At 48.2% G+C, this 17,942-nt stretch carries 18 protein-coding genes and 1 riboswitch; of the genes, 11 read left to right on the top strand and 7 right to left on the bottom strand.

Translation table 11 applies throughout. The annotated features are described in order from the left end of the window. Positions 1–102 precede the first annotated feature (102 nt). From AC3DOM_RS06920 to AC3DOM_RS06910, 3 genes are read right to left on the bottom strand one after another with little or no spacing between them, the layout of a single operon-like run. Positions 103–765 (bottom strand): response regulator, encoded by a 663-nt coding sequence (locus AC3DOM_RS06920; RefSeq protein ID WP_487918303.1) that lies wholly within the window; start codon positions 763–765, stop codon positions 103–105. After that, the gene (locus tag AC3DOM_RS06915; RefSeq protein ID WP_487918302.1) at positions 762–2,678 is read right to left on the bottom strand and encodes an ATP-binding protein; all 1,917 of its coding nucleotides are present in this window, start codon (positions 2,676–2,678) and stop codon (positions 762–764) included. The genes AC3DOM_RS06920 and AC3DOM_RS06915 overlap by 4 nt, the downstream gene beginning before the upstream one ends. Positions 2,679–2,735: 57 nt before the next feature. Next, positions 2,736–4,604, bottom strand: coding sequence for a bifunctional homocysteine S-methyltransferase/methylenetetrahydrofolate reductase (locus tag AC3DOM_RS06910; RefSeq protein WP_487918301.1), 1,869 nt, complete (start codon positions 4,602–4,604; stop codon positions 2,736–2,738). A 183-nt stretch (positions 4,605–4,787) separates the two neighbouring features. On the opposite strand from AC3DOM_RS06910, the gene AC3DOM_RS06905 reads away from it, so the two are divergent. The 7 genes from AC3DOM_RS06905 to AC3DOM_RS06875 all read left to right on the top strand — a co-directional run bounded on the left by AC3DOM_RS06905 (position 4,788) and on the right by AC3DOM_RS06875 (position 11,257). Next, positions 4,788–5,663, top strand: a complete 876-nt coding sequence (locus AC3DOM_RS06905) for a fumarate hydratase (protein ID WP_487918300.1) — start codon at positions 4,788–4,790, stop codon at positions 5,661–5,663. Between the two features lie 100 nt (positions 5,664–5,763). Beyond that, the gene (locus AC3DOM_RS06900; protein ID WP_487918299.1) at positions 5,764–6,387 is read left to right on the top strand and encodes a FumA C-terminus/TtdB family hydratase beta subunit; all 624 of its coding nucleotides are present in this window, start codon (positions 5,764–5,766) and stop codon (positions 6,385–6,387) included. Between the two features lie 185 nt (positions 6,388–6,572). Then, entirely contained in the window at positions 6,573–7,478 is a 906-nt protein-coding gene (locus tag AC3DOM_RS06895; protein ID WP_487918298.1) for a quinate 5-dehydrogenase, read from the top strand. 115 nt (positions 7,479–7,593) lie between these two features. Next, positions 7,594–8,370 (top strand): nucleotidyltransferase family protein, encoded by a 777-nt coding sequence (locus AC3DOM_RS06890; protein WP_487918297.1) that lies wholly within the window; start codon positions 7,594–7,596, stop codon positions 8,368–8,370. Between the two features lie 110 nt (positions 8,371–8,480). Then, positions 8,481–9,041 (top strand): phosphatase PAP2 family protein, encoded by a 561-nt coding sequence (locus AC3DOM_RS06885; RefSeq protein WP_487918296.1) that lies wholly within the window; start codon positions 8,481–8,483, stop codon positions 9,039–9,041. Positions 9,042–9,076: 35 nt separating this feature from the next. Further along, entirely contained in the window at positions 9,077–9,556 is a 480-nt protein-coding gene (locus tag AC3DOM_RS06880; protein WP_487918295.1) for a DinB family protein, read from the top strand. A 258-nt stretch (positions 9,557–9,814) separates the two neighbouring features. Further along, the gene (locus AC3DOM_RS06875; protein WP_487918294.1) at positions 9,815–11,257 is read left to right on the top strand and encodes an FAD-dependent oxidoreductase; all 1,443 of its coding nucleotides are present in this window, start codon (positions 9,815–9,817) and stop codon (positions 11,255–11,257) included. Between the two features lie 104 nt (positions 11,258–11,361). Here AC3DOM_RS06875 and AC3DOM_RS06870 read toward each other — a convergent pair whose 3' ends face one another. From AC3DOM_RS06870 to AC3DOM_RS06855, 4 genes are all read right to left on the bottom strand, one after another. After that, on the bottom strand, positions 11,362–12,357 hold the full coding sequence (locus AC3DOM_RS06870; RefSeq protein WP_487918293.1) for a potassium channel beta subunit family protein: 996 nt from the start codon (positions 12,355–12,357) through the stop codon (positions 11,362–11,364). Between the two features lie 110 nt (positions 12,358–12,467). Beyond that, the gene (locus tag AC3DOM_RS06865) at positions 12,468–12,920 is read right to left on the bottom strand and encodes a DinB family protein (RefSeq protein ID WP_487918292.1); all 453 of its coding nucleotides are present in this window, start codon (positions 12,918–12,920) and stop codon (positions 12,468–12,470) included. Next, entirely contained in the window at positions 12,917–13,597 is a 681-nt protein-coding gene (locus AC3DOM_RS06860; protein WP_487918291.1) for an SDR family NAD(P)-dependent oxidoreductase, read from the bottom strand. Before AC3DOM_RS06860 ends, AC3DOM_RS06865 begins: the two co-directional genes overlap by 4 nt. A 124-nt stretch (positions 13,598–13,721) precedes the next feature. Further along, positions 13,722–14,420 carry a M23 family metallopeptidase gene (locus AC3DOM_RS06855; RefSeq protein ID WP_487918290.1) on the bottom strand — a complete coding sequence of 233 codons (699 nt, stop codon included), beginning with the start codon at positions 14,418–14,420 and terminating at the stop codon, positions 13,722–13,724. Between the two features lie 210 nt (positions 14,421–14,630). After that, positions 14,631–14,718: riboswitch (cyclic di-GMP riboswitch) on the top strand. A 206-nt stretch (positions 14,719–14,924) separates the two neighbouring features. Between AC3DOM_RS06855 and AC3DOM_RS06850 the strand changes: the two genes are divergently transcribed. From AC3DOM_RS06850 to AC3DOM_RS06835, 4 genes are all read left to right on the top strand, one after another. Next, positions 14,925–15,242, top strand: a complete 318-nt coding sequence (locus AC3DOM_RS06850) for a hypothetical protein (protein WP_487918289.1) — start codon at positions 14,925–14,927, stop codon at positions 15,240–15,242. A 190-nt stretch (positions 15,243–15,432) separates the two neighbouring features. Continuing rightward, positions 15,433–15,816 carry an Hsp20/alpha crystallin family protein gene (locus AC3DOM_RS06845; RefSeq protein ID WP_487918288.1) on the top strand — a complete coding sequence of 128 codons (384 nt, stop codon included), beginning with the start codon at positions 15,433–15,435 and terminating at the stop codon, positions 15,814–15,816. A 108-nt stretch (positions 15,817–15,924) separates the two neighbouring features. After that, a complete protein-coding gene (locus tag AC3DOM_RS06840; protein WP_487918287.1) occupies positions 15,925–16,953 on the top strand; it encodes a type 1 periplasmic-binding domain-containing protein in 1,029 nt (342 codons plus the stop codon). 165 nt (positions 16,954–17,118) lie between these two features. Beyond that, complete coding sequence (locus AC3DOM_RS06835; protein ID WP_487918286.1) at positions 17,119–17,868, top strand: NBR1-Ig-like domain-containing protein; 750 nt, start codon at positions 17,119–17,121, stop codon at positions 17,866–17,868. The last annotated feature ends 74 nt before the right edge of the window (positions 17,869–17,942 follow it).

Genomic DNA, 17,942 nt, shown 5'->3' with positions numbered 1-17,942 from the left:
AACACCTTTTCTCGCAGCAATGCTCTGCGGTGCGGCTTGTCTCCAAGACCCCAACGCAGAGCATTGGGGCAAGCGCTTTAAAAATACGAAAGTCCGCAAATCCTATTTTTTCAATAGTCCATGCTGAGATGCGAGTCTTGCAGCCTCCCGCCGATTTACCGCGTGTAATTTTCCAAGAATATTGCGTACATGGCTTTTAACGGTGTAGATACTGATTGATAATTGCGCTGCGATCTCTTTATCTGATGAGCCAGCTCCGATATATTGCAAAACATCACGCTCCCGGTGAGTGAGATCAGGAGCATCTTCGTCTGACGTTATCGCGATAGCTTGGTTCATCATTCGGGCGAATTCATCCAGTACGCGCGTCGCCAACTTTGGCGGTAACGCTGATTCACCAGCAAGAACATTGCGCAAGCCCTCCAGAAAATTCGCTTTATCCGTGCTTTTGAGCAGATAGCCAACAGCCCCCGCTTTTATTGCTGCGAAGAGCTTCTCATCTTCATCATGAACAGTAAGGGTAAGGATCCGTGAGCCTGGCAACTCTGTACAAATCAGACGGGTTGCCTCCAGTCCATCACAAATAGGCATATTGATATCCATCACGATCAAATCGGGTTTCAAATCACGAGCCATTTTGAGCGCTTCCAGGCCATCTCCGGCTTCTCCAACAACTTCAAGATCCGGCTGGGCATTAATCAACCCTGCTAACCCGGCACGAAATAAATCATGGTCGTCCACGAGCAAAATACGAAAAACTGTCACGCTTTTACTCCTGAATTTTGACTCTCAGACTCGTTGGATTTCTGTAACGGGAAGACCGCAGAAATTCTGGTGCCTTTTCCAAGATTGGATACCAGCGAAAATTCTCCTCCTGCTCTTTCAACCCGCGTCTGCATGATCCGCAACCCGAAGTGATCTCCTCCGGTCGATGTTTCAGGATCAAATCCGAGGCCATTATCTTCAACTGTAAAGCGGGCATGACCGTTTACGCGTTCGACCCGTACCCATACATGCTTGGCTTGAGAATGTCGTTGAATGTTGGAGAGTGCCTCACTAAGGATGTGGAGGATTTGGCTTTGCGTGGTAGTAGGCAGATCCAAAACAGAAGAATCAAGTATCTCCAACTCAATGGGGAATTCATAAGCCGTGCGAAACTCATCCACGCCGGCAAAAAATTTCCTGGCAAAATTTTCACCTGCTGAATGCGGCTTGATGAGACCCACTAAGGATGCCCGAACCTGCTGATAGGCTGTTTCGGTAGCTCTTTCTATTTGTTTTAGCGTAGTTCGCTTTTCAGCATCTTGATCATCAACCAGAATTTCGTCCAAATACTCTAATTTAATTTTTGTATAACTTAATGTTTGCGCTAAATTATCATGTAGATCTGCAGCCAACTCTTCTCTCTCGGCGAGAGCAGCAGCCTGTTCTGCCTTCTCCCGTTCCGCACTCACAAGGTGAGCGTTGGCAATGGCGATTGCAGCTGAATTTGCCAGAAGACTGAGAGCACGCTGGCCCTCCGCATCAAAGGATGCAAAATCACCATTATTTTCCTGATTTGAACGCACCACACATAATGCGCCAAGGGTATGATTGCCAGCCCGAAGAGGAGTGGCAACACATCGGCCAGGGGAGTGAGCATGAAGAAAATCGCAGTTCGAACAACTCGTATGACTCACCACTGTCCGCCCAGAACAAATAACAGGCAGAGCAACACCACCTTCAATGGTTTGAATCATACCCAGATCAACTTTATTCTCACCGCTATTTGCAACTAGTTCCAGGGTTTTTCCATCCGAGGATAATACACAAAGAGCTGCAGATTGTGCATGCATCAATACCCGCGCTCGTTCGACTACAGAATTCATCAATACATTCAATTCACGCTGGGCTACAATTTCCTGACTGAATTCAAAGGCCGTGGTTAATTCTTGCGTCCGTTGAGCTACCTGATTTTCCAGGACCTTCCGAGATTGAGCCAACTCGGTACGCATTGTCTCAAATGACTGAGCTAACTCACCCAACTCGTTTTTTTCCATTGGAGGTAGAGGCCAGTCAAGATTTCCTTCACCCATTTTCTGCACGGCTGTACCCAACTCTGATAAAGGGCTGATGATCATTTGGCGGGTGCTGAAAAATCCCCAGACCAAAAGACCCATCGCCACTAGCAAAAATATGGTTTGAATCAACTCCAGGCGAAGATGTTTTGCCTCTGCGCGAGTTTCAAACCCTGTCACCACAGCATCCATCTGGTCCAGTATTTGGGGTGCAATGACAGGAATAGCTGAAGCATCCGGCGGTTCCAAGGTTGCACGGAATTTCTCCCAGGTTTTCATTACTTCGTCCAATTGGGCGTTCAGACCAGAGTCCGGTGCCATAGGCAGGATTACATTATTGCCCGCGGAATCAATCGTTATTCCCCCATACCGAAGGGCTTGCAATGTTTGGTCAAAAAGTTTTATCGAAGCTGATAATTCGGGATCTTCAGGTTGTGCTAGCGCCAGCCAGGTCATTTTCTGGGTAAGCATGCGTTGCCGCCCCGCCATATTGATAATTAGCGCATCTTTTTTCTGGGTTGCCACACTCCATAACATGACCCCCACCGAAATAATGACCAGTAAAAAAAATGATCCGAGGAGAACTGCAATCCGCCCTCGAATCGTATTCAGTTTCTTCATAAATCGTATTATATCAGTCCTCTGGTGGGTAAAATAGGAGGGCAGCTATCACACTATTTATTTTTTCACCGCATCCACAATTTCCACTGCCAGGTCATAGCGACCAAAAGCGGGCATGATATATATTCCCTGTCCCCACTCCTTGATTTCTTCAGCCAGTTCCGATGCAATCCTGACACCTTCTTTGGGAGCATTGTCTCCGGCGCGTTCGATCCGCTGACGGATCTCACCAGGAATGACGATACCCGGAACTTCATTATGCAAAAAGGCCGCATGCCTCGTGCCATATAGAGGCAGGATGCCCACCAAAAGTGGTATCTCTAATTTTCCAAACTGGTCTTCATAGTGCTTGAGAAATTTAAGTGCTTTTTCAGGCTTATAAACCGGTTGCGTAAGTGCAAAATTTGCCCCGTTAGCAATTTTGCGTCTTAGCACTTTAATTTCCCGTTCTTGATTTTTCGGCATCAAATTGAGTGCACAACCTACAAAAAAGCTGGTCGGTTGTCCGATGTCGGAACCAGCATGATCAACACCCTGGTTAAATCGCTGAGCGATTAATTTCATCAATCCTGAAGGGACCAGATCATAATCGTCCATCGCTTCGGGGTAATCGCCAATCGAAGTTGGGTCACCCATCACGACAAAAACATTTCGAATACCAAGGGCATGAGATGCCAGCAGATCACCCTGCACCCGCAGGAGATTACGTCCACGAGTGGGAAAATGCAGTGTAGTCTCAATCCCAACATCTCGCTGGATCAACTCGCAGACCGCCCACGGCGACATGCGCATGCTTGCCCTCGGACTATCGGCTACATTGATCACATCTGCACCCGCTTCTTTCAATGTTGATGCCCCGGCAATGATTTTATGCGGAGCAAGGCCCCGTGGCGGATCCATTTCAACGGAGATAACGAATTCTCCCGCAGCAAATTTTTGGGCCAATTGGGTTGGTTGTTCCGGGACAATTTGATCGATATCAAGAGAAGGTATTTGGATCTGAAGATTTTCCTGACTTACCGGAGAAACCTCCCTATCAAGCGCAATCCGCATTTGGGCAATATGCTCTGGGGTTGTACCACAACATCCACCAAGGATACTGACACCCAAATTCACAAACGATTGAGTATATTCACCAAAATAATCCGGCCCAGCCGAGTACATCACCCGCCCGCCAATTTGTTCAGGCCAGCCTGCATTCGGTTTGACGACAAACCTTGTATCCGGAACTGCCTGCTTCATTTGCCCCAAAATACGGAATAACTGGGCCGGACCTCCTGAGCAATTTGCCCCGATAATATCGGCTCCAGCCTTATGAAGCGCCTGTGCCACCTTTGCAGGAGTATCACCTAATACTGTGCGATCATCTTGCGTGAATGTCGCTGAAGCCACAATAGGCATATCACAAAATTCACGGGCAGCAATTACCGCTTCACGAATCTCATACAGATCGCCAAAGGTCTCGATCACCAATAGATCAACGCCCGCTTCACACAGGGCAGCAATTTGCTCCGTAAATGCGGCTTTAGCATCTTCAATCTGCACACGTCCATAGGGTGCCAATCGTACCCCAAGTGGACCGACATCTCCGGCCACAAGCACAGACCTAAAGGATGCAGCCACCACTCGCCGGGCCAGCTCAACCCCTGCCTTATTGATCTCGGCTACTTTATCTTCCAGGCCATGGTCAGCCAACTTATATCGGTTGGCACTAAAAGTGTTGGCATAAATGATCTGCGAGCCAGCTTCAATATAAGCACGATGTGTTTCTCCCACCAGGGCAGGGTTTGTCAGATTGAGTTCATCAAAACATTGATTAAATCCCACCCCGTGGGAGTGCAATACCGTCCCCATTGCTCCATCTGCGAGAATGGGTTTTGGAGAAGATTTCAGTAAATCAAAAAATGTTTCTCGTATCTCTTGCATTTCAAGGCTTCCTTATGACATACCAATAAATAGGCCAATTATTATGTCTATTGTACACGAAAGGCAGAAATAATTGATAGCCGATAACCTTTTCATATGCAATATTATGTTCTTCACTACTCAAATTCTCATTATTTTAGAGTATGATTGAAGTATCTTTTCATTTCTAATTTGGAGATCACTATGCAAGATCTGACTCAAGAAATACTCGAACTCGTGCGGCGCACATCCACCGATCTGCCCCCGGATGTGGAAGCCAAGCTGCGCGCCTCCTATGCGGATGAGGAAGACGGGTCCGCTGCGCAGGGTGCGCTTGATACCATACTAAAGAATGTGGAATTGGCGAGGAAAAACTCCACTCCGATCTGCCAGGATACGGGGACACCCCTCTTCTACGTCCACTACCCTGAAGGGAATAGTACCCGCAAAATCAAGAAAATGATCCAGGATGCCGTCGTCGAAGCGACCAGGCTAAACTATCTGCGTCCCAACTCGGTCAATGCCATCACTGGCAAAAATACCGGCGATAATACAGGCGACGATCATTATCCCACGATCCACTTTGAGGAAGTCGATCAGGATCAGCCTCTGACCATTGAATTGATGCTCAAAGGCGGCGGATGCGAAAATGTTGGGGCGCAGTATACATTGCCCAACACCGAAATGGGTGCCGGTCGTGACCTCGCGGGTGTCCGCAAGGTGGTACTCGATGCCGTGCATCAAGCCCAGGGCAGGGGCTGCGCTCCGGGCATTCTCGGTGTTGCCATCGGCGGGGATCGGAGTTCATCTTACCTTGCCTCCAAAGAAACATTGCTAGGCGAGATTGGCGAGGAAAACCCCAATCCCGAACTCAATGCGATGGAAAAACAGATCACCGAAGAAGCCAATCAGATGGGTGTCGGCCCGATGGGTTTTGGCGGCAAAACCACTGTGCTGGATACAAAAATCAAAGGGCTACATCGTCTGCCTGCAAGCTATTTTGTTTCTGTCTCGTATATGTGCTGGGCTTATAGACGCCGCAAAATGACGGTGAAGGGTAGCGAAGTAATTTACGATTAATTTTTTTCACCACGAAGGCACGAAGACACAAAGGATTCTTTGTGACGATTAGGAAAAACTTTGTGTACTCTGTGCCTTTGTGGTGCAATCGGAGAAGAAAATGAAAAAAATAACCATCCCAATCAGTGATGAAGCCATCCGCGAATTGAAAGTCGGCGATTCGGTTTTGCTCTCAGGTGTGATGCTGACCGGGCGCGATGCCGTCCACAAGTGGATGAACGATACCTTCATCACCAAAAAACGTCAGCCCGTAGGCGATGACCTTGAAGTCTTCGAGGCAATTAAACCAATTCTAGATGGTGGGATCATCTATCATTGTGGACCGGTTGTCTCCGGTGTGGAAACAGGTGATTATAAATTTGTCGCGGCGGGACCAACTACTTCCATTCGCGAGGAACCCTATCAGGCTCTGGTCATGGAGCATTTCAACATAAAAGGCGTCATCGGCAAAGGCGGCATGGGCGCAAAGACGCTCAAAGGCTGTCAGGATACGCCTGCAGTCTACTTCCACGCCATCGGCGGCGCAGCGTCGCTGATCGCCCAATGTGTACAAAAGGTTCTCGCCGTCCACAAACTGGATTTTGGCGTTCCCGAAGCGATCTGGGTGATCGATGTAAAAGATTTCCTGGTCGTGGTGACGATGGACAGTCATGGTGGAAGCCAACATGCCGTTGTGGAAGAAAAATCGCAAAAAGTTCTGGATGGATTGATAAAGAATTCCTGAAATTCCAAACACGAAAAATATGAAAAATATCAGGTGTCTGTTATATTGAAAGTGACCCTCACCTCCAAATCTCAGTCAGCAACAAACTCTGGCTGAGTTTTTTTCTTAATATGGGTATAATCAAAGTGTTTGAAATGATCCAATCATTTATGCGATGAATTTATTTTCACCCGAAGGAGAATGAAATGAAAAGAGCAGTGAGTGTGAGTATTGGCTCATCAAAACGAGACAAAGCCGTAACAGTGACTTTGCTTGGACAAGAGATCAGCATAGAACGCATTGGGACAGATGGAGATATGGAAGCCGCTGCCCTGAAATATAAGGAACTGGATGGCACAGTAGATGCTTTTGGCGTCGGTGGTGCAGACCTGGGTGCGCTGATAGATGGAAAATGGTTCCCTCTTTATTCAGTGAAACCGATGGTACGCTATATTGAAAAAACGCCTGTGGTAGATGGGGGCGGATTGAAAAATACCCTAGAAAATAAATCTGCCGCTTTTCTTGATGAAAAAATCGGTGATTATATTAACCAAAAGGGACGTAAAGTCTTGGTAGCTCTTGGAGTAGACCGTTGGGGACTCTCGAAATCTTTTGCCGAGGCCGGGTACGAGACAGTCTTTGGCGATTTGATGTTCGGTCTGGACATTCCAATTGCAATCCATAAACTTAGCCATCTTAAAGTAGTTGGGAGCCTTCTGATGCCCATCGCTGGACGATTACCCTTTGAATGGATCTACCCAACTGGCGAAAAACAGGAAAAGCGAACGCCTAAATGGGGAAAATACTACGATTGGGCAACTGTCATCGCTGGCGATTGCCACTATATAAAGCGCTATATGCCTGACAATATGGAAGGCAAAGTTATCGTCACCAATACCACCACACCTGAAGATGTGCAGCTTTTCAAAAAGCTTGGCGTAAAATATTTGATCACCACGACCCCCGTTCTGGATGGTCGCTCCTTTGGTACCAATATGATGGAAGCTGCCCTTGTCGCCATCTCTGGCAAGGGACGCCCCCTCAGTTGGGATGAGTATGGCGAACTTCTGGACCAATTGGGTTTCGAACCCCAAATGCAGGAATTAAATTAGCCTGTCATTACTCACCTGCACTGCAACACCTGCCCCGCAAAGCGGAGCAGCGCTGGGAGCACGCAGTGCGGCGCACGTGTCGCAAAAAGATACTCGCAATGACGTGGAGGTAAATATGGACGCAATTGTTATCGCTGGTGGCATCCCCAAACCAGATCAGCCACTCTACGAATATACGCAAGGCAAAGCAAAAGCCATGCTTGATATCGCTGGTAAGCCGATGGTGCAATGGGTATTGGATGCCCTCGGCGACGCCAAAAAGGTGGGGAATGTCATCATCATTGGATTACCCGAAGAGATGAGCGTCACCTGCAAAAAACCGACTTATCACATCCCCAACCAGGGGCGGATGCTCGCCAATATCGAGGCAGGCATCGACAAAATGCGCGAACTCAACCCCGAGGCAGAGTATGTCCTCTCCTCGTCTGCTGATATTCCCGCCATCACTGGGGAAATGATCGATTGGCTGATCGATGCCGCCATGGAAACCAAACATGATCTCTACTACGGCGTGGTCAAAAGAGAAACAATGGATGCCCGCTACCCGAACTCAAACCGCACCTTCACCAAATTAAAGGATATGGAACTCTGCGGCGCGGATATCCACATAGCCCACCACTCGATGACGACTGATCCCGAGCACCTCGCCACATGGGAAGTGCTGATCGGTCAACGAAAAAATCCCCTCAAACAGGCTGCTTCGATCGGCATCCTGACATTGGTCTTGCTACTGCTTGGACGCCTCTCTCTGGCAGACGCGGTTAAGCGCGCCACCAAAAAACTTAATTTCACTGGCCGCGCCCTCATTTGGCCCTATGCTGAAGGCGCCATGGACGTGGATAAGCCGCATCAGCTTGAAATGCTGCGGGCGGATTTGGAAAAGACAGTTTAATCTATTGTCATTGCGAGAAACTGTCGTACAGTGACGAAGCAATCTCCTCCATAAATGGGAGATTGCCACGTCGCCGCAAAGCGGCTTCTCGCAATGACACCTAATAATTTATGACCATCAAAAACATCCTCGAACTCGACGCTGAACTCTCAAAAAAAATGCGCATCGCAGAAAACCCGGGGGCATTGCGCTCTGCCGCCGCCTTCTTCGCCCACTCTGGGGATTCATGGTTCTGGGCGGCAGGATTACTCATCCTGTGGTTTCTCGGCAATCCCTCCTGGAAACAGTGGGCCGCCATCCAATTGGGGGCGATCATCATCATGGCCGCCATCGTCCTGACCGTTAAATTTTCCGTCAAACGCAAACGGCCCGAAGGGGAATGGGGACTCATGTATCGCAGCACCGACCCACACTCCTTTCCCTCCGGGCATGCGGCTCGCTCCTTTTTGATCGCCATGATGGCGGTCTTCCTCGGCCCGCTCTGGTTGACGATCATCCTTGTCATCTGGGGGCCGCTGGTTGCGCTGGCCCGCGTCGCGATGGGCGTTCATTATCTTTCGGATATCGTCGTCGGTGGGCTGCTCGGCGTCCTCGGCGGCTGGATCGGCTTCGCGATTTACCCTGCGATCTATGAATGGTTTCTTGGCTGGTCTGGCTTGGTACTTTGGTAAGGAAGTATTATTTATCAGTAGATTAGGAATAACTCATGCCCACCAAAAAAGCACAATCACTTTACGAGAAATATCAATTCCACAACCGCATTATGCATGTTTTCATGAAGGGCATAAGCCACGAAGAGAGCGTTTTACAACTCCCCTTCAAACACAATTGCATGAACTGGATCCTCGGTCATATCGTCACCAACCGCAGTCATGTCCTCGAAACGGTCGATGCAGCGCACGGGTGGCAGGAAGAGGTCCGCGCGCTTTATCATCAGGATACCCAGCCTGTAACGCAGGAAAGCCCTTCCATCAAATTTGAGAAGTTGATCGCATATCTCGATGAAAGCGTGGAGCTCCTTGAGGCCGCGCTGGAAAATGTCAGCGCGGAATGGCTGGATGAAAACTTCACCAATTATCGGGGCGAAAAGACGCGTTATGAACATATTGGAAGTTTTCACTGGCATGAAAGCTTCCACCTCGGTCAGTTGGAAATATTGAAAGCATTTATCGAAACAAAGCCATAGACCTAATTATGAAGCGGAAGCCCTCCTTTCCTTGGTGGAAAAGAGGGCTTTTTCATATATGTACACAGGAAAATAGCTGTCTCACGAGAAAAAACCCAAAAATACAATCTCCTTTTTAGCCAAATCCATAGAATGGATAATATTTGTGACAAACAGAACTAATGCTTGTGACAAATGGAACTAATATGGAGAAGCTATCTTTATTATTATTTGGTCTGGCAAAGTTGTATTGAATTGAGCCCTCCGGAGGTATCCAAAATGTCTCAATCCATCCCTGGCGAATTTCTGGCTATTGATCGAAAATCACGTGCCTTAACTGTCTGTGATGGCATACAGCTCCGGCCACCCACCGAGCGGATTGGCGATTTTAATGACGTGGTGATCCCCTTTTCGGAAGACTGCGCTCAAATGGCTGCCTCCCGATGTATCCATTGTCCAGATCCGGCCGGATGCATGGTTGCCTGCCCTTGCCATAATGATATTCCCTCGGCCATGTGGCTAATTGAGCAGGGCGAATTTCTGAAGGCAGCCGAACTTTACCGACAAACCAGCTCCCTTCCCGAAGTTTGCAGCCGTGTCTGCCCGCATGAACAGCTATGCCAGGGGTCATGCGTGCTTGCCAAAAATGAAGGGGATGCACCTGTCCTGACAGGAATGCTCGAAACCTTTGTGATGGATTATGAACGCATGGTAAAAGGCTACGCCATTCCAGTCCCTGGGTTGAATGGAAAAAAGGTGGCAATTATCGGAGCAGGACCTTCTGGACACGGTTGTGCAGAACAACTTGTTCAAAAAGGGTATCAGGTTACCATTTTCGAATCCAAACCTGCTGCTGGCGGATTGCTTACATACGGGATCCCCAATTTCAAGCTTCCAAAAGAAGTTGTCTTTCAATCCATTCAAGATTTGGAAAATGCAGGCGTAAAATTTGTATATAACACCATCATCGGCAAAGATAAAACCATCGATGATTTATTCAAGGAAGGTTTTGAAGCCGTATTCATTGGCGTAGGCACTCAAATCGATGCGCCACTAAAAGCTGAAGGTGTTGACCTGCCAGGCGTACATCTCGCGACCGATTTTCTGATCCGCACAAACGTCAATTTGGCCTATCTCCCTGAAGGCGTGGAACCAATTACAAATGTGGGGAAAAAGGTGGTCGTGATCGGTGGTGGCGATACCGCCTCCGATGCGTTGCGTTCCTCTCTGCGTCTGGGCGCTGAAGAAGTGACTTGTCTCTATCGACGAACTTTGAGAGAAATGCCTGGTGGTGCCAAAGATCGAAAGATGACCAAAGAGGAGGGTGCCAATTATCAGTTCCTCACCCAACCTATAAAGTTTATTCCTGATGAAGATGGCAACCTGGCCGGTGTCGAATGCCTACGGATGGAGTTGGGAGAACCCGATGATTCTGGTCGCCGCCGCCCCGCAAAGATAGAAGGCTCCAACTTTATCGTCGAAGCAGATACAGCCGTGCTGGCCTTAGGGTATTGGCCTGATGAAACCATTAGCAAATCCACGCCAGATTTGGAAACCCACGACTGGGGGTTGATCACCGTCGATTATGATACAGGCGCCACATCCATTCCTGGTGTCTATGCCGGTGGTGATGCAGCCACTGGCCCCGATCTGGTGGTCACCGCCATGGTGGCGGGCCGCAAAACCGCAACCGCTATCGACGAGTATCTCCAAAAGAACTAGGTTTATTCTATAAAAACCAAGTACCCGTTCCCTGGCAGGGAACGGGTACTTATTTTATATACAGGGCCCTTCTCCTACTCGTGGGAGAGGGGTTGGGGTGAGGGCTATGCGCGCCAATCTGTTTCTTGCGCAGGTTTATTATTCAAAATCTTTTCAATCCGTTCCATTACATCAGGGGTGAGTTCTTCAACATAATCGATCGCCTTCATATTCTCGACGACCTGTTCTGGACGTGAGGCACCTGTGATGGTTGTACTCACATTGGGATTCTTCAAGGTCCACGCCAGGGCAAGCTGCGCCATCGTGCAGCCGATCTTCTCGGCAATCGGGATCAACTCTCCAACTTTGGCAATATTCTCAACGGCTGTCTCATCCGTGAAACGTTTCTTCAACCACTCGTATCCTTTGAGTGTGGCGCGCGTCCCTTCGGGCATCCCGGCGTTATATTTACCGGTCAGCAAGCCGCTCGCGAGAGGGCTCCAGATCGTCGTCCCATAGCCGATCTCCTGATAAAGACGGGCATACTCAGCCTCGAAGCGTTCCCGGTGGAACATATGATATTGTGGTTGTTCCATCTGGGGCGGGATCAAATTCTCACGGCGGGCGACGGCGTACGCCTCCATGATCTGGGCTGCACTCCACTCACTTGTCCCCCAATAAAACGCCTTGCCCTGATTGATAACATGGGTAAAGGCCCGAACCGTTTCCTCGATGGGAGTGCGCAGATCGGCGCGGTGGGCAAAGACCAGATCGACGTAGTCCATTTGCAGGCGTGCCAAGGCAGCATCCACGCCTTCGACGATATGCTTGCGTGAAAGCCCGGTATCATTTGGGCCATCACCACCCCAGAAGATCTTGGTCGAAATAACCAGATCAGAGCGTTTCCAGCCTGCCTTTTTGACAACCTTGCCCATCATGGTTTCGGATTTTCCACCTGCGTAAGCCTCGGCGTTATCAAAGAAATTTACACCTGCGTCAATTGCAGCCTGCATCATATCATGTGCAGCGTCTTCTCCAATTTGATCACCAAAGGTAACCCACGAACCAAATGATAGTGCTGAAACCTGTAATCCTGCTGATCCTAAACGACGATATTCCATTTTTTTTTCCTTATCAGTAACTCCTCCCCTGCACGCGGGGGAGGTTAGGTGGGGGTTTTTACGCCCCCCTCTGGCTCCCCCCGTTTACGGGGGGAGAACCCTAGACAATATTAATTGTTCGCTTTTTCTATCGTTTCAAGATGCTCTTCAATATGGGCAATATCTCGCTCAACCCAGTCTCGCAAGGTAAAAACACTCCCCTTGGCCATCTCATGACGGCTTTCACGATCCCAGGATCCGGAGGGTAAAGCATCCAGCCAATCTACCGCCTTTTGCACGCTCGACATGAAATTGTCCAGCAGATCAGCGAACGGTTCATTGGGATCGTAGTTTTCGGCCATCCACGCCTCAGCATCGAAATCCTGAAATTCAGGATTCTCCTCCTCGACGGTGCGGCGCATTCGCGCTCCATAGACATAGATTTCCACATCTCGCGTATGAGATGTCAACTGGTGCAGATTCCAGCCACCCTCTTCAAGCGGAGCCTTATCATCGGACACAGCGTGGCAGGCTGCACGATATCTTTCAGCAGCAGCCATCATTTTTCCAGGTGAACCCTTCATATTTTCTCCTCGACATTCAAAATCTCGCCATGTAAATCAATGGCTTCATCCCCGCACAGGTATAACACAGCTTTATTAAAAGATGATGGGAAATCCCGTTGCGCCTGGTGCATTTCTGGTATCCCCGAGCAAACTGCGTGAACCCGAATATTATCTGAGGCGAGTTCGCCCGCGGCCTGACGCGTGAATCCGATTAATCCCATCATACTGGCAACGTACGCAGTTCTGTCTTTCAAACCATCGCGCCCCGCCAAAGGGATCAGATTGACGATCACCCCGCCCCCATTCTTCTTCATGATCCGCCCCACAGATTGGGTCATTAAAAACGCTGCGGATAAATTAACCATGATTGTACGTTGCCAATCCCATTCGTCAATTTCGAGCAGGGATTTCTTGGGCTCTACAGCAGAGTGGTTGATCAGAATATCAATCTTTCCGAAATCGTCTTCAACGTGCATCACCAATCCTTGCACAGGAACTTTCTTGGCAATATCCTGTACATAGATTTTGGCTTCGCCGCCTTCAGCCTGAATCTCTTCAATAAGCAAGTTGAGATTTACTGGGGAAATATCATTAAGGGCCATGCGCGCACCTTCAGCAGCAAAGGCTTTGGCGATCTCGCGGCCATGGCCACGCCCTGCTCCGGTGATTAGAACGACTTTATCCTTGAATTTCATAGTTTATCTCTCGTTTATTAAACACCAAGATCCCTAAGTTGCACGAAGGAAAACTCAAGCTCATGTTTTTATCTTTGTGCCTCTTCGTGGCCTTCGTGTTTAATATTTTACTTCTACCAACTCTTTACTCATTGCAAGTCGGAATCCCATCCTGATTAACTTTTGCATTCAATGCCATCCCAAGATAAGGGGTTGGGTCAAGGGTATTCTTGATCTCCAGCTCATTCAGGAAGGTGCCATTTCCGTCATCCAGAACAATGGAGAAATGCAGATGAATTCCCGTCGGGTTGAAGGGGTCGCCCGAATAATTTCCCTGATAACCGAGCAGTGTCCCAGCGGGAATGAGAACTTCACTTGTCCCGCGCGGAAAGGCATCATCAATAAAAGAATTTCCATCCGCATCTGCCATATGAGTGTAATAGAGCCAAATTTGACGCCCTGGTTCAAGGGGATCACTGGGTACACGCATGATAACGGAAGATGTCCAATCGGGTAGACGTCTCAGATAACCCTCGTAAGCCGCAATCACGGGCGTTTCGCCGAGTTCTTTTCCGCCGAAAATATCAAGCCCCTGATGCCGATGGCCGGGACGAAAGGAATCATCCCAGAGATAGCCGATGATCCCATCTGTGGGGAGGATAAAAGGGGCATCACCACAGCGTGTGCCTTGCAAGATTTCCCAGTCAGCATGGGAATCAGAATCACGGAACCATCGCATGACTTGCACCGAACGCGCACCTGATGAGCGCATACTCCGATAGGTCAGATAGCCGCCAACTATTGCGACGACAAAAAGTGTGGAGAGGACTAAACGCCTTGACATGAGTCAGGATTATACCTCGTGCAAAACACTTGGAATCACTCTGCAAAAATGCTAATATAAATTTATGAATTGTAAATCTGATCATCTCGTTGAATTTTTATATCTCAAGGGCTAGACACTAACGCTTTTTTGAAGCCACTTTTACAGCCTTTCTTACGATATGATGGGTCCAGATGTGTGATCTATTTAATAGAACTCTATTTTAATTCAACCACGAAAAGGTAAACCCATCGCGAGATGGGGGCGCAAAGTCATGGGATCCGCAATTGAAAAGCATGCAGACCGCCAGACCGCCGAAGGCCAGAACGTTATAGCCCTTCGGTTTTTTTATTGAATATTCCCTTTCTAAGCTCTCTTCAATTTGTTTTATAAATCCTGCACCCTTGGCAGGCTTTTTTGCCGTACCTTCACGAAGGAGGTGATCGTTCAGGATTATTAATTGTCATAGATTTTCAGTATCATTGCATATAACAAAAAGAACTGCCAACTTTTTAGGAGGAACAAATGAACCGCAAGTTATTTGCTTTATTTGGTATTCTAGCCCTGCTATTGACATTAGTCCCTATGGCAGTTTCAGTCGCATCAGATCTGCCCGACTATAAGCCTGTAGATGTAGGCCCCGAACTGCGCACTTGGGAAACCACGCAGGCCCGCATTGAGGGTGGTTTGGCAGCCATTACCCCCGAGGAAATCGAGGCGCTGGAAGCCGAGGCAGAGGAAGCCGTAAGAACCAAGATGAGAAGCAAAGTCCCGTGGGCATTAGTATGGATCAGTTTCATAAGATCTCCTTTCGTGAGTAGAAAAAGGAATACTGAGAGGTAGACGACTGAAGCATGTAAATAGGTCCCCAACTATAAAACTTTATCATTCTATTTTCCTTCAGCTAACAATTAAGAATTTGGTCATCCCGTTCTTATAGAATTTAAATCTTTTGTTGCCATTCTTCTAACACTCACAGGATATTATATCTACTACAGTTCAAATTTTATTGATAATCTAAAAGGAGATCAAAATGAGTTACTATACCCGCCCTTACAACCACAGAATGATGAGGGGCCGTTTGGCTGGCCAAAATGAAGCTTATACCCTGCGTGTTGATGTCCGCGAAGAAGATGATAATTTCGTCCTGACCACTGCCGTTCCCGGCCTGAGCGCCGACGATTTAAATATTCAAATTCTTGAAAACGTCATCCGCATCGAAGGTGAGTACCAAACATCTGATGGTGAGCATCTGTTGCGCGAATTGCCTGAGGGCAAGTTTATTCGCACATTGCGCCTGCCCAGCGAGGTCGACCCCGACAAAGTTGAAGCCAAGATCAAAAACGGGATTCTCTCCCTCAGCCTGCCCAAGGTCGAGTCCGCTCGCCCGAAACAGATCAAGGTACTGGCAAAATAATCTTTTTAAATAATCAAGAAAATAACCCGTTCCTTTTGAAGGAACGGGTTATTCTTTTAAGTGTGGCTTTCGGGTAAAATTCAGGACAGTTCAAATGGAGAAAACTTTATGAAAAAACAATTTGTCTTGATAATAATCCTTGTCTCTTTGTTAATGGGATGTGGCTCTACCGCGGAACCGAGCGCGATCCCTACGCTTGCTCCCAGCTCCACGCCTGCTTCTGAACCCACACTGACACCCACACCCGAAATTCCCCTGGCCTTGCTGGTTCTCCCTGCTGATATGGATCAGGAAGTCTCGGACACCTACCAGGCCCTTGTTTATACCCTCGCCCAAAGCGCGGGAATGCGTTTTCAGGTGCGCAATACGCTTACCGCTGCTGATCTTGAACCTTCGTTGCGAGTCGTTATCGCTTTGCCACCCGATCCCGGTCTAATGGATCTGGCCCCTGCTGCACCGCAAACACAATTTCTCTCCGTTAATATCCCAGACATGGTCGCTGGAGGAAATCTTAGCGTTCTTGCCAACACCGATCGCCCAGATATCGCGGCTTTTATATCAGGTTATATCGCCGCAATGATTACTGAAGATTATCGGGCAGGATTAATCATCCCAAAAGATAATGCCCTTGGGCAAACAACCTTAGCAGCTTTTCGGAAGGGAATCGAATATTATTGTGGTACTTGCAGCCCCTATATCCTTCCCCCTTGGTGTACCTTTCTACCTTGCTTTCCCCAGTTTGTAGAAATTCCAGCAGAGGAAGATCCAGCTGCTTATAATGCTTATGCCGATTTTCTGATTCTCCAAAGACAAATCGAAACAATGTATATCGCTCCCCAGTTCGCGACCCCTGAGTTACTTACCTATCTCTCCAGTAATGGAATATTGGTAATCAGTGATCTTTCCCCCCAACAGAAATTAGGTAACTGGGTCGCTACCATTCAACCAGATGTGATCCACGCAATTGAATTTGCCTGGCCCAACCTGGTTGCCGGCGCTGGCGGAATGAGCATCGCCTCACCGCTGATTTTGGTGGATATAAGCTCTGAGCATCTTCCACCTGGAAAAGAACAGCAGGCCCAGGATGTGTTGGCTCAATTGCAGGCAGGGTATATTCTGACAGGGGTCAACCCCTAAACACGAGTTTTGGGCAAACAAAGACTGCTGGAATAAATCTGGCGGTCTTTTTTGAACCAAAAGTACCTCCGCACCCCTTTGCCTGCTTGAGCGGGTAGATTATAATGAAATTATGCTAAATAAAGATAAGAGCGTATTATTTTACATCGCTCACGGAGAATTAAAATGAAACACACACACACAAAATGGCGTATTGTCCTGCTAATAACACTTATCCTCACTTTAACAGCCTGTGGAGGAGCAGCAGAACCGCCCCCCACAGAAATTGATCCTGTTGCCATCTTCACTTCTGCCGCAGCAACCGTTGCTGCCCAACTCACAGAAACCGCAATCTCCTTCTCTCCCACACCAGAGCCGGCAACAGAAATCCCAACAGCACTCCCTACAGCTACGTTAATTAATTTAAATGTCACTCCCTTGGTCAATCTTGAAGCAACTCCCATCGGTACCGCACCAACCCTCATCCCTGGCGCCCCAACCCTTATTCCAACGCTTACCCCGGGGACACTTTTAACCACCCCGACTGGCCCCATCTGCGACGAAATGACCTATGGCAATCCGGTAGATGTCAACTATCCTGATGGCTCAACTGTAAAAGCTGGTCACAATTTCGAAAAAATTTGGCGTGTTTACAATACTGGCGTTTGTACCTGGGATGAAGGTTATATGCTCGTTCCTGTTGGCAGCAAAAGCTCTAGATCTGATGACAATAATCCCCTTGATGCTGCCAATCCGGCATGGGGATCTAGTAAAAAAAGTAAAATCGTCGAACCAGGTGGCGTGATTGATATTGGCGTTAAATTGACCGCCCCTCTTGATGTAGGAGAATATGAAACTCACTTTAGGTTGCAAAACGACCGGGGCGTTTATTTTGGCGGCATTCTCTCTGTATATATTGTCGTTAAGGGTAATTAACGCCTAAAGGAGGTGCTATGAAAGCAAAATTTATCATTGTTTCTTTCCTCACGATATTTTTGTTGAGCGCCTGC

Source organism: Candidatus Desulfolinea nitratireducens (assembly GCF_982879505.1).
The sequence above is the reverse complement of the archived record's forward strand: the minus strand, read 5'-3'. Positions and strand labels throughout refer to the sequence as shown.